Raw genomic sequence first — 15,572 nt, 5'->3', positions numbered from 1 at the left:
CTAGATAATGATTAATCGCACCTACGCCTCTATCTTGCTGCTTCTAATGGGCTTGGTTGCTTGCTCAATACTGAGAGCTCAATCTTTGAATGACGCTCCCCAGTTTGATCCCTATCTCCCAGGCGAATTAAATGAGCGAGCGCTATATGAGTTGAAAGCGGGTGATATCTCTACTGCAGTAATCCTGATGGAACGGGCATATCGCTTGAACCCATATAGCCCTGACATTAAAGCCAACCTAGAGTTGGTTCGAAAGATTAATCAGGAAAAATCTGCCATTCAAGTTAATGGTGAAGTTGTCTACCTAGATGCACTTGGTAATACAGTAAACCCTGAAAAGACTGTGGATGTTCCAGCGCTGTGGCCAGACTCACCAAGCAAATCAAAACCTTAGTTATTGGTTTCGAAGAGGTTCCAGTTGATATCGTTGGAGCGGAAGTAGTACGAGGCCCCAAACTTCATAATGACCGAGTCTTCATTCTCAGCAACAAAGCGCGTACTTGGAAGGTTCTTTAGATAGGTCTCTGCGCTTGGGGTATTGGTGCCAAAAGGGGCTTTACCAACAAACTTGGAAATGAGATCGGATGTAGCAAGATAGCTTGTTGGTTGCTCAATAATATTTGTCTTCACCGGAGCATCCACTTTGCTCGTGAACATGATCCCTACGGGAATGTTGGTCACATTTGGACTTGGGATTTCTCGCATGCCCACAATTTCATTTTTGTTTCTTCGTATCGCAGCACCATGCTCGGGAATAAACACAATCACTACTTGCCGGCCAGAACTATTGACCTTGGTGTAAAAGCGATCGATATCACTCAATAATTTACGCGCTCTACGAGAGTAGGTCTCAACACTGTTTTCTAAACGACTACCATCTAATGCTCGATTGCCGTCATGTAATGAGATCGTATTGTAAAAGAGCGCAACTCGCTCATTTGGAGACTTCATACGCGCATCCCACCAGTTAGATAGGACCGAGTAGTCGTCAAAAATCTGTGAGCCATCAAAACCTCTTAGGTAAGGTGTGGCTTGTGTGTTATCAAACAATGGGGCGGACATGCCACCTTCATTGCGGATTTCCTTTAAGAGGTCGCCGTATTTGCCATCATGATTCAAAGCAAGTTGCACCTGAAAGCCAGTTTTATTCAGGTTACTAAATAACAGAGAATCTTCGACGGCGGGTTTGTATAAATCCCGCTGGTCTTGCTGCCCACGGCTGCCACGCAATAAACGAATAATCGAAGGGCCGCTATATGAAGCGGCTGAATTAAAGTTGGTGAATAAATAATGGAAGCGTTGGAACAGCGGATTGTTATCTTCTTTGATGTACTTCAGATCATCCCAAGCCAATGAGCAGATATTGATCACCAAGACATCAAAGGGAGCGCCGCTAGCCTTTTGTGAGCGATTAAAGGCCGTGCGGGATGTTTCTTCAATAAAGAAGCCATCGAGAGATTCGGTGAGTGCTAAATCGCTAGGTAGGCCAATGACCTGGCCGTCTGTATCGTAAGCCAAGGGGGACATATTTGTCCCCAGGGGGAGCAATGTACTCAAGATTGCCAAAGAGGCAATGGTTGTCATTCTGATCTTCTTGGCAAGAAGAAAATAAACAATATAAAGACCGAGCAAGATTGCTATTACTCGCCAATCCAGAATTCGGGTTAAGAGCTCAAGGTAGTACTGAAAACTAAAGTCGAGCAACTGGCTAATTTTTGGGATGATATTTCGGAGCGGTGGAAGAGGGCTATCAAAATACAGAATGACGATACCAATGGGCAAAGCTACCCATTTGCGAATACGAAGCAAAGTCGGGTTAGCATGGGAAAAAATCAGAAAAAGTGCAAAAGCAGCATTAACAAAAAAATGAAAATGAATATAGCCTGTGTAGAACAGGATAATTTTGATAATGAAGTAGAAACTCCAAATTCCCATATTACTTTTTCAAATCCTGAAGAGTCATTTTGGTAAATAAAGACAACATAGAGGAGTAATAACCTTGGGATGGATTAAAGCTTGGTAGTTGACTCGAATCTAAATCGGGATAAGCAAGCGTCATTGCCGCAACACTATAAAAGCCTTCAGATGCATTGTACGTTGCCATTTCGCCGGTATTGACGTTTACCCAGGCCGGTAGAAGTGGTTTCCCAGTAAACGACCCCCAGAATTTTTGGAAAGGCTTTATTGAGGAGGGTGTAGCCTGCTGCCCCCAGATTAAATAGAGGGGAATTCGAATAGCGTCATAGCCAAATTGATCGCCATCTACTGGTTTCAATCTATCTCCCTCAAGCTTTAGCCAGTCGGGCGGTAATTGCCATTTACCAAATTGAGCCTCTTTAATTAGCCAAAGGCCTGTTGCGCGTAGATCCTCCCACTCTGGGGCGGGGTCTAATTTAGATAGCTCAGCAATCGCAGGGAATACCCAATACGAGAGGTTTAACTTAAGACCATCCGGTTTCTCAAACCCCATTGCGCCAGGAAGAATCACGGTGCCAACATTGGTTTTAAGCAAGAGCTTCTGGCGTATCGACTGACTTATTTTGATGGCTTCATATAAGTAAGAGGGCTCATTCCATTTGGTATAAGCCATTGATAAAGCCCATACGATAAAGAGATCGCCGTCACTAGCATTATTGACATCATTAATGCCGACATTAGGTGACCAGCTCCAGGCGAAGAGTTTGTCATCACGTGTTTGTAGGTTATGTTTGGTCCAATCCCAAATCTGCTTAAACGTCTTTTGATCATTATTTTGAACAGCTAACAGCAGCGCCATGCCTTGACCTTCGGAATGACTGATTCCGTCTTGACCCTTATCAACCACTCTTCCGTTGGCTATATAGACGTCTTTAAATTGCTCCCAATTGGTATCCGCTAATGCTGTTCCTAGCTGGGTGAGCAGAATGAGAAATGACATTAGCCAAAAGCGGGTGCGGGTAATGTGAGCCATGAATGTCGTTGAATTATCTGGATTAAGCTGTCAATGCCATTTAGCTTCTAAAGGGTTGGCCTAATGAGTTACATTATGAAGTATTGGCTTATCAAAAGCCCACTTTTTGGCTTATTTAATGCAGTTAGCAAATCAAACCTTCTATTTCGCGAACTTCATTGTTCTTGTTGGGCTGATGGCCCGATTTTTGGCTAATAAGGACGATGATCGCGCCCAATTTAGAGTGATCTATTGGCCGGTAGGTTTAAGCTTTTTGGCGGCCTCTATGCTGGGGTATGCCATTGCCCCATGGGGTGGCAAGATTATTTTGGGTTTAGCAAATCTATTCCTGGTCTTAGGTGTCGCCAGTATTTCTATGTTATTTAGCTTTTGGAATCATTCCTTAAGGCAGTCTAATAAGCTTTTTGCCGGCATGATTACTCTCGGCGCTTGCATTGTGTATATCTTTTTGCTTTTTGTTGGGACAACGCAAGATCGTATTCATTTAATGAATTTTGTCCTCGGTATCTTCTGTGTTTGGCAGATTGTTGTGCTGATACAGCTTCTAAAAAAAGACTCCGCCTATCAAATCAAGTTATTACTTGGGGTTGAGTTATTTTTACTTGGCACCCGTATTGCCCGCTCGCTTTTTGCCTTCATCCAAGACAGTCATCCCGGTACTTTGTATCAAGAGGATGGCTTGGCTTTTGCAATGCGTATCGTATCGATACTTGCCATTGTTACCATTTGTATTTTGATAACCAACTATTACCTGGAAAAGTTATGGCATGAATATAGGCGCAGCTCTCGTGCAATTGAAGATGGAATGCTCAATAGCTTAAATGCCCTATCTATGGTGCGTGATAACGAGACTGGCAACCATATCTTGCGTACTAAAAACTATGTTCGAGCGCTTGCGGAAAGATTGAGATCAACTGGCGTCTATCAAGATGAATTGTCATTAAGAGCTATTGAAAACATGGTTAAGGCTGCGCCCTTGCACGATATAGGTAAGGTAGGCATTCCGGATACCATCCTACAAAAGCCGGGATCCTTGTCCGATGATGAGTGGCAGATCATGAAAACCCATGCTCATTTGGGTCGCGAGGTTCTGAATGCTGCCAAACTCAAGGATGCAAAGAACACCCATGTTTTGGATGCTGCCATCAAGATTGCTGGGGCACATCATGAAAATTGGGATGGCTCAGGTTATCCGCTAGGGCTTAAGGGTCTTGAAATTCCCTTGGCAGCCAGATTGATGTCTTTGGCTGACACCTATGACGCTCTAGTGAATGAGCGGGTATATAAAAAGAAATGGTCTCATGAAGAAGCCTGTTCAGAAATCACAAGGTTAAAAGGCATGCGTTTTGACCCTCGTATTGTTGAGGCATTTATTCAGGAAAAGGAAAATTTCTTGAAGATCTCTGAGCTATATGGAGACTCCGAATGACCATTAGCTTCGAGCCAAGCTCTAACGTGCGTCGTAACTCTCGCCTTATCTTGGGGGCATCCATTGCGCTAGCCGTCATTTTCGTCATCAATGCGGTAATTTCTGGGTATTTGCTGCGTCGAAATACCATCGAGGATAGGGCTGACCAACTGGCGATCTTAACGTTGATTCTGGCAGAGCATACCTCGCAGATTGTTTTCTCAGCAAATACGGTTCTTAATAGTATTGAAGATGTGATGCAGGTGGCAAAAATTGATAATGAAAAATCTTATCGAGAGTTTGCGTCCAGCAAAAAGCAATTTGATTTGCTAGAGGATAAGACTAGATCTAATCCAATTTTGGATGTCACGACCTTTGTTGATAAGGATGGAAAAGTATTAAATTTTTCCCGCTCGTATCCCGCACCCAATATTAATTTAGCTGACCGCGATTACTTTAAATATTTACAAGATAATAATAATTCTGAAACCTTTTATAGTGCTCCTGTACAAAATAAAGGGAATGGTAAGTGGGTCTTTTATTTGGCTCGCCGCGTAAGCGGAAAAAGTAATGAATTTTTGGGTATTGTATTGGTAGGCGTTTCAGTTGAGGTGTTTTCTACGCTCTATGAGCGCTTGGGGTCTAGCTTGGGCGAGGGCGCCGCCATTACTCTTTACCGCAATGACAAGACCTTGCTAACCCGTTGGCCCTTCGTCGATAAACTTATTGGCAAGGTGAACACCAATACCTTGATTGACGAATCGCTAGAGGCTCTAAAGCTGAGCAATGGAGTGATCTTCACCACTAAAACGGGCTTTACCAGGCAAAATCAGGACCCTGTCGAGCGCATGATTTCTTATCGAAAGGTCACTGGCTATCCATTCATAGTTGGGGCAGTCGTACCCGAGTCTTTGTATTTGGCTAATTGGCATAAGAATGCAACTGGTGGTCTGATCGCTACCATTTTGAGCATAATTATTCTTTTTATCGGTACCTATTTCTTATTAACAACTTATCGCCGCAATGCTGAAAATGAATATCGTGCTCATCACGATGTTCTTACTCAGTTACCAAATAGAACCCTATTTAGTGACCGCCTTTCGCTGGCCCTTGCTTCCTGTAAGCGCAACCAAACACAACTGGCATTACTGTTTATTGATTTAGATAACCTTAAAACCATTAATGACGTGTATGGACATACGGCGGGCGATGCTGTCTTAGGGGAGGTATCTAATAGAATGCGCAACTGCTTGCGCGATACGGATACGGTAGCCCGTCTTGGCGGAGATGAGTTTATCGCCTTGCTTCCCGGGGTTGGTGATGAGCCCATAGCCGTTCAGATTGCTGAAAAAATTCGTACAGCATTAGTTGCACCCATCAGCGCAGATGGAAACATGGTCACAACCAGTGCCAGCATAGGTGTTGCTTTATATCCAGTCCATGGCCTTAATGAAACGGATCTAATGAATAATGCGGATATGGCAATGTATGAAGCCAAGTCTAGTGGCCGAAACTCCATTCAAGTGTATGGCGAGAAAGTACTTAAATCAGTCTTCAAAGATATTTCATGAGTTTGATTTTTTATGAATTTTTTGTAGAGCCAAATGAATCCTGATGAAAAAATACAATTTCTCCAGCATTTTTTTTGACCTGCTACTTTCTGCTACAGCGCTGTATTTCATGCTGGGATCTACTCCAAGTCAGAGTGCGCCCAGCTCATCTATTCCTACTGTTCAAATCGATAATTTGATCTGGGATCAAACCGAAATGAATATTGTTGATGTCAAAGCTTACGCATCCTCCACCGGATTTGTAAGCGCCGCAGAAAAGAAGGGTGGCGGTCTTTCTTATGAGGGAGGCTTTGTCCAAAAGCCAGGATGGACCTGGAAGACGCCCTATGGTGTGCCTGCAAAAGATTCTGAGCCAGCTGTACACCTCAATCAAATGGAGGCTGAATCAATTTGTCGCTATTACGGCAAACGTTTGCCAAGCGAGGCTGAGTGGACTAATGCCGCATTTTTAGAGCAAAGAACAAATCCTCCTAGTGGATACACAAAAGGTCAACGCTATCCCTATCCTGGCGGGGCAACCCCATCACCTTCACATTGCTTGAGTGGCTGCGGTGACTACAAGGGCCTTGCACCAGCTGAGGCCCTTAATCGCGGTACAGGACATGTCATCACAGGAAGTACTAAGCCTGGCGTCAATGGCATGTATGACATGGGCGGCAATGTCTGGGAATGGACTGCTACTGAGCGCAATGGTGGCTACATTACTCGTGGTGCTTCATGGTGGTATGGCCCAGAGCGGCAGCAAGAGTCTGATGTCGAGTCTAAACCTGGAGATATAGCTGTGGTTTATATCGGATTTCGGTGTGTAGCCGATACCGTGAAACAATAGGGGATGACCAGTTCCGCTGTAGAAACATCCGATATTGAAATTACTTCCGATTACCAATCGGTAATTGAGGCTATTGAGCGTCACGATCCTTATATTTTTGTTAGTGGTAAAGCGGGTACAGGCAAGACAACCTTAATCGGCTATTTGCGGGAGACCATTCCGGGCAATGTCGTAGTGGTAGCTCCTACCGGTGTCGCGGCACTTCAGGTAAAAGGGGTGACGATTCATTCCTTTTTTAGATTGCCTCCACGCCTGATCTTCCCTGAAGAAGATATCAAGCCGTTGCGTGACAAACGCCTCTATAAAGATATTCGCCTGCTGATCATTGATGAGATCTCTATGGTGCGTGCTGACGTAGTCGATGCGATGGATTTATTCTTACGCGAGAACGGCCCGCAAAAAGGCAAACCATTTGGCGGCATTCAGGTGATGTTTGTGGGGGACTTATTCCAATTGCCACCTGTAGTTTCAAGTGCTGATATGCAGGTCTTATCCGAGAGAGGGTACGAAGGACCATACTTCTTTTGTGCCATGGCGCTGCATCGTAAAGATGTCACGATGGTAGAGCTTTCGAAGATTTTCCGTCAAAAAGACGAGCACTTTGCAGGATTGCTTAATCGCATTCGCATCAATCAAGATGTAGATGAGGCAATTGAGACTCTCAATGCTCAGTGTTTCAAAAAGGATGCAGTGGTCGATGAACAGACCATCACCTTAACGACCACCAATGCAAGGGCTGATCAGATTAATGGTGCCGGGCTCCGTGCCATTACTGCGGAGGGTAAAGTCTACGCAGGTAAGTCAACAGGAAAATTTAATATTGACGAGCGCAATTTGCCTTCGCCTAATAGTTTGGTGTTAAAGGTTGGCGCTAAGGTGATGTTTACAGCAACAGATCCGGGATTTCCGAAGCGCTGGGTGAATGGCACAATCGGTGTGGTGCGCGAGATGCTGCCGGACAAAGTGAAAGTGATGGTTCAGAATGGTCCTTACTCCAATACGGTCGAGGTAACGGGTCATCAGTGGGAATCGTATCGTTACGATCACGACATGATGTCGGGAAAGATTTCCCCGAGCATCATTGGAACGTATGTGCAGATTCCGCTCATGCTGGCATGGGCTGTGACTATTCATAAAAGCCAGGGTAAGACACTCGATAAAGTGAAGGTCGACCTATCATCGGGCGCATTTGCATCAGGGCAAGTCTATGTTGCCCTAAGTCGTTGCAAAACGATTGAGGGCATTTCTCTACAAAGACCAATTGAGCCCAGGGATGTGAGCTGCGATCAAGAGATCAAGCGCTTTTATATGAATTGCTTGCCAGATTCAAAAAGCGCCAAATAATCTAAAACCCAGCCGCTAATCCATCTCTACGGTGATCGCTACCAGCGATAAATACTGAATCAGGATCTTCATTGAGTTTTGCGATTGCTTGCGCGCTACCAAAGTCTAGGCTGTTGGCAGGCTGAACGGCTACTTCATGGCCAAGTGCTTTTAATCCTTCAACAACACTGGTTGGCATCGATGCTTCAACAGTGAGCTTTCCTAAATCATCGATACGCCAGCGGGGCGCATCAGAACAGGCTTGTGGATTTAGGTATTCATCTACAAAGCGCATGACAAACTGAATATGACCCTGAGGCTGCATATTGCCACCCATGACACCAAAGGCCATGGTTGGCTTGCCATCTTTAGTCAAGAAGGCGGGAAGAATTGTGTGGAAAGGGCGCTTACCTGGAGCAACTTGATTGGGATGACCTTCTTCCAGTCTAAAACTCATGCCACGGTTATGAAAGGCGATACCACCCGGGGCAACTACTCCAGAACCAAACCCTTTGAAGTTTGATTGAATATACGAAATCATCATGCCGGATTCATCTGCAGCGCAAAGATACACGGTGCCACCTGAATGTGGATCACCAGCACTATAACTGCCAGCCTTATTGTGATCAATCAGGGCAGCGCGACTAGCCAAGTAATCCCGATCTAATAAAGAACTTACTGGCATTTGCATGGAGCGTGCATCAGAGACATAAGCATAGACATCGGCAAAGGCCATCCGCATTGCTTCAATCTGAAGATGAATACGCTGCGCAGAATTAGCGGGGTATTGCTTCACATTGGCTGCTTGCAAAATACCCAAGGCAATTTGCGCAGCAATGCCTGAGCCATTTGGCGGGATTTCATGAAGGGTGTAGTCGCCGTAATCAAACGCTAGCGGCTCAACCCATTCCGATTGATTATCTGCAAAGTCTTGCATAGTGAAGCAACCACCCGTCGCTTGGGCAAAGTCCACCATGCTCTGTGCAAGAGGGCCTTTGTAAAAGGATTCACCGTTAGTGGCTGCAATTTCTTTCAGAGTTTTAGCTTGTGCTGGATATTTCCAGATTTGGCCGGCTTGAGGCGCTTTGCCATCTATCAAAAAGGATTCGGTAAAGCCAGGTTGATTCTTGAGAATCGGAATCGCTTCCCGCCATTGGCGTGCAATTACTGGTGAAACTGGAAAGCCATTTTCCGCATAGTCGATCGCACGTTTAAATAATTGTGCAAAAGGAAGCTTGCCAAATTTTCTGGAGAGCTCTACCCAGCCGGCGACCATGCCTGGAATGGTTACAGTGTTCCAGCCAATGAGATCCATTGCTGATTTGCCAGAAAAATATTCTGGGGTCCAGGCAGCAGGGGCGCGACCCGACGCATTCAAGCCATGTATTTTTTGACCATCCCACAAAATGGCAAAACCATCTCCCCCGATACCATTCATGGTGGGCTCAACTACGGTGAGCGTGATTGCCGTTGCAAGTGCAGCATCTACTGCGTTGCCGCCATTCTGGAGGGCTTCAATGCCTGCTTGGGTGGCAAGTGGTTGTGAGCTCGCTACAGTGTTTCTAGCAAGAACTGGCGCGCGACCGCCACCAAAAGGAGGGGATATCAACATGGTATTTTTCTATTTATTCAATGCTGCTAATGATTAGTATCAGTCAATCTTAATATTTGCTGACTTCACTGCTTTAGTCCATTTGCTGGCTTCATCGGTCGTAATTTCAGATAATTTCTCGGAGTTTGCAAACTGCGGGTGAATACCCTGGGACGCCATACGGGCTTTGAAATCTGGATTCGTCAAAATCTTCCGAATCTCTCGCTCTAATTTTGCAATGATTGCTGGTGAGGTGCTCTTGGGTACGTAAACCGCATAGAAATTTTCTACATCAAATTGCTTCATGCCATCCTGACCTAGTGTTGGAACATTTGGCATCAGGGGTGAGCGCTCTGCTGCAGCAATCGCAATCGGGCGGAGCTTACCGCTCTGGATGTGGGGCAGCGATGCAGTTACGCTATCAAACATCATGAGGGTATTGCCGGCAATGAGGTCTGGTAATGCGAAGCTACTTCCTTTGTATGGAATGTGCGTACCAGTTGCGCCAATTCTCTGCATGAATAAGGTTGACTCGAGATGGGAGAGGCTGCCATTACCTTGTGATGCGTAATTGAAGTCACCCTTTTTGGATTTAATAAAGGCAATCAGCTCCGGAAGATTTTTTGCTGGAACGCTTGGGTTCACCACGATTAAGTGGGGGATTGTCCCAATCAATGCAACTGGTGCAAAATCTTTTTGCAAGTCTGCGGGTGGATTCTTAAATAAGGCCGAAGAAATCGATTGATTAGTCAAAGCGCTGATATGAATGGTGTATCCATCTGGGGCAGCTTTGGCTGCAGCCTGTAAGCCAATCATGCCGCCAGCACCAGGTTTATTTTCAACAACGACGGATTGACCTAGGGCTTCAGCTAAAGGCGCGGTCACACTGCGTGCAAAAATGTCGGTAGAGCCACCAGCGGGAAACGAGACGATTGCAACAATCGGTTTTTTAGGCCAATCCGTCTCAGGGGCTGCTAAAGCCATATTGCTGATGGCTAATACGCCAACAGAGCCAAGAAATAATGATTTAAGAAGGTTCATTTAATGATCCGATTATTAGATGAATGCGTGAGACGAGTACTATAGTATTAGATATTCAGAATCTAGTTTTTAAAAGATCAATAGAGAGACATATGACAACATCAAATAAGACCGCCGGCGGAATCGATATGTCAGCCTATTGGCTGCCGTTCACCCCCAACCGCTACTTTCAGCATCACCCTAAGATCATGCAGTCAGCTAAGGGAGCTTACTACTATGATGATCAGGGTCGTAAGCTATTTGATGGCTTATCAGGGCTATGGTGCTCCCCATTAGGGCATGCTGATCCACGTATTGGTGCAGCCATTCAAAAACAGTTTGAAACCATGGATTATTGCCCTGCGTTTCAGATGGCCAGTGAAACTACTTTTAGCCTAGCCAATCGGATTGCCAAAATGGCTCCAGAGGGATTGGATAAAGTCTTTTTTACCAACTCAGGTTCAGAGGCAGTCGATACCGCCTTAAAGATTGCCATCGGCTATCACCGTGTGATGGGTAATGCTTCACGTATTCGATTGATTGGGCGAGATCGTGCCTATCACGGTGTTGGTATTGCCGGCATCTCAGTGGGCGGCATGGTCGCCAATCGAAAAATGTTTGCCAGCATGATGATTCCTGGGGTGGATCATTTGCCACATACCTTGAATCTTTCAGAAATGGCTTTCTCAAGAGGTCAGCCAAAGTGGGGCGCTCATCTTGCAGACGAGCTGGAGAAAATAGTTGCTCTTCACGATGCCAACACGATTGCAGCCGTCATCATGGAGCCAGTGCAGGGCTCTACAGGCGTGATCGTGCCGCCTGATGGTTACTTACAAAAGATTCGCGAGATTTGTACCAAGCATGGCATTTTGTTGATCTTTGATGAAGTGATCACGGGCTTTGGCCGCCTAGGCGCTAACTTTGGTGCCGATCGTTTTGGCGTAACACCCGACATGATTACATTTGCTAAAGGTATTACTAACGGCGTGATTCCGATGGGTGGTGTAATTGTGCGCGGCGATATCTATGACAACATTATTGCTAATGGCGGGCAAGAACAGGCCATTGAATTCTTCCATGGTTACACCTATTCAGGTCATCCGATCCCAGCAGCTGCAGGTCATGCTGTACTCGATATCTTTGAGTCTGATGATTTGGTGAATCGAGCTAAGGCGCTTGAGCCAGTTCTCGAAAATGGGCTTCACGCTTTAAAAGGGAAGGCCGGTATCTTGGATATTCGTAACTTTGGATTATCGGGCGCCGTTGAGCTTGACCCTGTTCCCGGAAAGCCAGGTCTGCGTGCCATGAAAGTCTTAGAGGCTTGTATCGAGAGGGGTACGCTTGTAAGGGTAGCGGGCGATGCCATTGCCGTTGGTCCTCCATTCATCTCAAAACCGGAAGAGCTGGAATTTATGTGCAGCGCTCTAGGTGATGCGATTGATGCAGCGATGCAGATTAAATAAGCAGTTTCATCTATCACTTATTAAATAAGTGATAGATGATAGGAATCGCTACGGCGCTGACCACACCGTTCATTCCCATTGCTAGACTCGCATAGGTTCCTGCTTCTGGATGTATGCTAAATGCACGTGAGGTACCAATACCGTGCGCACCAATACCAATCGCAAACCCTCGTTGCCACCAAGCTTTCATGCCTAATGCATTGAGAACAAACGGCGCTAAGATTGCCCCCAGGATTCCGGTACTCACTGCGAAGATTGCAGTTAGGGTGGGTGACACACCAATGCGTTCTGCTATGCCCATTGCAATCGGTGCGGTAACTGATTTTGGGTACATGGCGCCGGTAATGCTGGAGTCCGCACCTAGAAAAGTTGCGATACCTACTGCGCTAATGATTGAAACCAGGCCGCCTGTGCAAAGTGATGCAATGAGAGGGAGGGAGCGACCCTTGAGGCTTGCTAGCCCGCGATAAATCGGAATGGCTAAAGAGACTGTTGCCGAGCCCAATAAGAAGTGAATAAACTGAGCCCCCTCAAAATAGGTTGAGTAGGGCATCTCAATAAATTGAATAGTAGTTGCCACAATCAAAATAGCAATTGCTACTGGATTAGCCAATGGATTCTGGCGGGTTGCTTTATAAACGCTGAGCCCAACTTGATAGGCGGCCAGTGTAATAAATAGGGCAAAAAGTGGGCTACCTGATAAGTAGACCCAAATCTCAACAATAGAGTGCTTTTCACCCATGAGATTCTTTCTTGCTGAAAAAGCGTGCGACTAGTGCGCTGGAGGCAATCGTGAGAATGACGCTGCCTAGCAGCGCACTAATGATGGCAAGTGCATTTGCTTTGAGTTGGGGCAGAAATAGCACCACACCAACAGCTGCAGGAACAAACAGTAGACCAAGGTATTGGCTAAAGCCGTCAGCCACCATTGCTAGCTCGGAATTGATCCCCTTGCGTAGTACAAGCCACAAAACCAAGAGGACGAGCCCAATGACTGGCCCAGGCAAGGTAGGTAGAAGGAACTTAGAAACCAGTTCGCCCAGGCTTTGAAACAGAAGGATTTGTACCAGACCAAAAATCATCTAGCTATCTTACCGCCTGCTTGGGTTGGGCGCACATTTAACCTTCTTAGTGCCACGGGCACCAAAGAAGGGGTTTCTCTAGGCTTTGGCTATTGGTTCCTGAGCTAGAGTTCATGAGTGCAGCATTAACGAGATGATCGTAGTCAATATCTTGTATACAAAATCTTGCTACACTGGCCTGAAAATAGCAGTTCATATTAATAAATAGGAGATTCAACATGAAGTCACTCGTATCTGGCTTGCTTCTTGGTTTGTGTTCCAGCCTTTCTTTCTCTGTATCCGCTAAAGATACCGTCAAGATTGCCTACATTGGACCATTGACCGGAGGCGTTTCTGCTAACGGTATTGGCGGACGAAATTCCGCGGACTTAGCGGTTCGTCTCAAAAACCAAGACCCTAACGCTAAATATAAGTATGAGTTAGTTACTGCGGATGACGAGTGCAAACCGAACGTTGGCGTTCAAGTTGCCACCAAAATTGCTTCTGACAGCTCAATTATTGCTGGCGTAACTCACTACTGTTCAGCGGTGGCTATGAGTACAGTTGACGTGTATCACAAGTTTGGTTTGCCAGTGATGGTGTGGGGTGCGGTTCTCCCAGAAATTACTTACGGCAACGATTACAAAGAGATTCATCGCGTTAACGGCACGATGATTAACCAAAATGAAGTTGCCGCTAAATTCTTAACGGGTTTAGGTTACAAAAAGTGGGTCATCATTCATGACACAACCGATTACGGTAAAGGTCATAACAAGTATTTCACTCAGTTCCTGACTAAAAACGGTGGACAGATCTTGGGTACTTTTGGCGTAACCGCTGACCAACAAGACTTCACAGCAGAGTTGACTAAGATTAAGCAGTTGAATCCTGAAGTGGTTTACTTCGGTGGTTTGACTCCAATCGGTATTCGTATTCGCACCCAAATGGATCGCTTGGGCATCAAGGCTGTATTCGAGGGCACTTCTGGCATCAAGTCTGATGCTTATATCGAGGGCTTGGGTAAATTGTCTGAGGGCTCTTTGTCTTTCATCGAAGGCGCACCTTGGGAAAAACTTCCGGGCGGACTGGAGTTCACTGCTAAGTATTCACAACAGAAGTATCCAGATGCACCAGAAGCTTATGGTCCTTTTGCTTATACCGCTGCTAACTTGATCATGGCTGCAATTGAAAAGGCAGGCCCTAATCGTAAGAAGGTAATGGAAGTCTTAAACAACACCCAAAACGTTGAAACGATTATTGGCAAAGTGAGTTTTGATGATCATCGTCAAAATATTGTTCCTTTGATCTCCAAGTATGTTGCGCAAGATGGCAAATGGGTTCTTTGGGAAGATAGTCTCTACGCTAAAAAGCAGCGCAAATTAGGTCAGTAATTGAATCGCAGTAGAAGAGGGTAACTTTGCATGTCATTTGATATTTTTTTGCAGTACTTGCTCAATGGTTTGATGTTGGGCGTGATTTACGCAATCGTGGCAGTTGGATTTACCCTCTACTTTGGTGTATTGGATGTCATTAAGTTTTCTCACGGTGACATCCTGATGGTGGGGGCCTTTGCTGGCCTCACCGCCTATATTGGCATAGCAGAGACTTTTACTTCGCCATGGCTCCAGCTATTTGTGCTAATCATTATCAGCCTCTCTGTAGCCGCTTTTCTTGGGGCGGTCATTGCCCGTTATCTCATTTTGCCTTTACAAAAAGCGCCTCCAATCAATACTTTGTTGGTGACTTTGATGTTGGGCCTCGCTCTGCGTGAAGTGGTGCGCTTGTTTTATCCAAATGGATCCAATCCAAAGCCTTTCCCAAAGCTATTGCCGGTTGATGGTATTGCTCTGGGTGAATTTACTTTGCGCTCCGACAGTCTTATCTTGCTTATTACTGGAGTGTTGACGATTGTTGCAGTTCAGCGCCTGATTACTAAGAGCAAGATTGGTTTGGCTATTCGAGCAGTGGCGCAAGATAGTGAAACAGCTCGCATTATGGGTATCAACTTTCATCGGGTGGTGCTGATTACCTTCATGCTGGGCTCCGCCTTGGCTGCGCTTGCTGGCTTAATGAATGGCTTGTACTACAACGAAGTCAATTTCAGCATGGGCTTGTTGCTTGGTGTGATTGGCTTCTCGGCTGCGGTAGTAGGTGGCCTAGGTAACTTCTACGGTGCAATTGTGGGCGGCTTCCTGTTCGCCGCATTGCAAACTATTGGCGCTGTTTTATTGCCAGCCATTTTGCCAAATGTACCCAGCGCATACAAAGACGTTTTTGCATTTGCCGTAATTATTATCATCATGGGATTGAAGCCTACCGGCTTGATTTCTGAAAAATCGAGCGAGCGAGTTTAAGT

General features: G+C 45.7%; 14 protein-coding genes. 8 read left to right on the top strand and 6 right to left on the bottom strand.

Features of this window, described 5'->3' with window-relative positions; all coding sequences use genetic code 11:
• Positions 1-7 precede the first annotated feature (7 nt).
• On the top strand, positions 8-394 hold the full coding sequence (locus tag ICN18_RS05670) for a tetratricopeptide repeat protein (protein WP_216189540.1): 387 nt from the start codon (positions 8-10) through the stop codon (positions 392-394).
• Here ICN18_RS05670 and bcsG read toward each other — a convergent pair.
• Positions 391-1,935, bottom strand: a complete 1,545-nt coding sequence (gene bcsG / locus ICN18_RS05665; RefSeq protein WP_216189539.1) for a cellulose biosynthesis protein BcsG — start codon at positions 1,933-1,935, stop codon at positions 391-393. The genes ICN18_RS05670 and bcsG overlap by 4 nt on opposite strands.
• Position 1,936: 1 nt before the next feature.
• On the bottom strand, positions 1,937-2,950 hold the full coding sequence (locus ICN18_RS05660; RefSeq protein ID WP_216189538.1) for a family 8 glycosyl hydrolase: 1,014 nt from the start codon (positions 2,948-2,950) through the stop codon (positions 1,937-1,939).
• 118 nt (positions 2,951-3,068) lie between these two features.
• On the opposite strand from ICN18_RS05660, the gene ICN18_RS05655 reads away from it, so the two are divergent.
• From ICN18_RS05655 to ICN18_RS10480, 4 genes are read left to right on the top strand one after another with little or no spacing between them, the layout of a single operon-like run.
• Complete coding sequence (locus ICN18_RS05655; RefSeq protein WP_216189537.1) at positions 3,069-4,379, top strand: HD-GYP domain-containing protein; 1,311 nt, start codon at positions 3,069-3,071, stop codon at positions 4,377-4,379.
• Positions 4,376-5,929, top strand: coding sequence for a bifunctional diguanylate cyclase/phosphodiesterase (locus ICN18_RS05650; protein ID WP_216189536.1), 1,554 nt, complete (start codon positions 4,376-4,378; stop codon positions 5,927-5,929). The genes ICN18_RS05655 and ICN18_RS05650 overlap by 4 nt, the downstream gene beginning before the upstream one ends.
• A 43-nt stretch (positions 5,930-5,972) precedes the next feature.
• Positions 5,973-6,758: a formylglycine-generating enzyme family protein gene (locus ICN18_RS05645; RefSeq protein ID WP_216189535.1), complete on the top strand. Its 786-nt coding sequence runs from the start codon at positions 5,973-5,975 to the stop codon at positions 6,756-6,758.
• Between the two features lie 3 nt (positions 6,759-6,761).
• A complete protein-coding gene (locus ICN18_RS10480; protein ID WP_216189534.1) occupies positions 6,762-8,102 on the top strand; it encodes an ATP-dependent DNA helicase in 1,341 nt (446 codons plus the stop codon).
• A gap of 1 nt (position 8,103) precedes the next feature.
• On the opposite strand, the gene ICN18_RS05635 is transcribed toward ICN18_RS10480, so the two are convergent.
• Together ICN18_RS05635 and ICN18_RS05630 are read right to left on the bottom strand one after the other, a co-directional pair.
• A complete protein-coding gene (locus ICN18_RS05635; protein ID WP_216189533.1) occupies positions 8,104-9,693 on the bottom strand; it encodes a gamma-glutamyltransferase family protein in 1,590 nt (529 codons plus the stop codon).
• Positions 9,694-9,732: 39 nt separating this feature from the next.
• Positions 9,733-10,713 (bottom strand): Bug family tripartite tricarboxylate transporter substrate binding protein, encoded by a 981-nt coding sequence (locus tag ICN18_RS05630; protein WP_216189532.1) that lies wholly within the window; start codon positions 10,711-10,713, stop codon positions 9,733-9,735.
• Positions 10,714-10,805: 92 nt separating this feature from the next.
• Here ICN18_RS05630 and aptA point away from each other — a divergent pair, with 92 nt between their 5' ends.
• The gene (aptA, locus tag ICN18_RS05625) at positions 10,806-12,155 is read left to right on the top strand and encodes an omega-aminotransferase AptA (RefSeq protein ID WP_216189531.1); all 1,350 of its coding nucleotides are present in this window, start codon (positions 10,806-10,808) and stop codon (positions 12,153-12,155) included.
• A 13-nt stretch (positions 12,156-12,168) separates the two neighbouring features.
• Here the strand turns inward: aptA and ICN18_RS05620 are convergent, their stop codons facing one another.
• A complete protein-coding gene (locus ICN18_RS05620; RefSeq protein WP_216189530.1) occupies positions 12,169-12,897 on the bottom strand; it encodes an LrgB family protein in 729 nt (242 codons plus the stop codon).
• A complete protein-coding gene (locus ICN18_RS05615; RefSeq protein ID WP_216189529.1) occupies positions 12,890-13,237 on the bottom strand; it encodes a CidA/LrgA family protein in 348 nt (115 codons plus the stop codon). Before ICN18_RS05615 ends, ICN18_RS05620 begins: the two co-directional genes overlap by 8 nt.
• 218 nt (positions 13,238-13,455) lie before the next feature.
• Between ICN18_RS05615 and ICN18_RS05610 the strand changes: the two genes are divergently transcribed.
• Positions 13,456-14,607, top strand: coding sequence for a branched-chain amino acid ABC transporter substrate-binding protein (locus tag ICN18_RS05610; protein ID WP_216189528.1), 1,152 nt, complete (start codon positions 13,456-13,458; stop codon positions 14,605-14,607).
• A 30-nt stretch (positions 14,608-14,637) separates the two neighbouring features.
• Positions 14,638-15,570, top strand: a complete 933-nt coding sequence (locus tag ICN18_RS05605) for a branched-chain amino acid ABC transporter permease (RefSeq protein WP_216189527.1) — start codon at positions 14,638-14,640, stop codon at positions 15,568-15,570.
• The last annotated feature ends 2 nt before the right edge of the window (positions 15,571-15,572 follow it).

Origin of the sequence: Polynucleobacter parvulilacunae (assembly GCF_018881715.1) — a bacterium.
In the GTDB taxonomy this organism is placed as follows: Bacteria; Pseudomonadota; Gammaproteobacteria; order Burkholderiales; family Burkholderiaceae; genus Polynucleobacter; species Polynucleobacter parvulilacunae.
The sequence above is the reverse complement of the archived record's forward strand: the minus strand, read 5'-3'. Positions and strand labels throughout refer to the sequence as shown.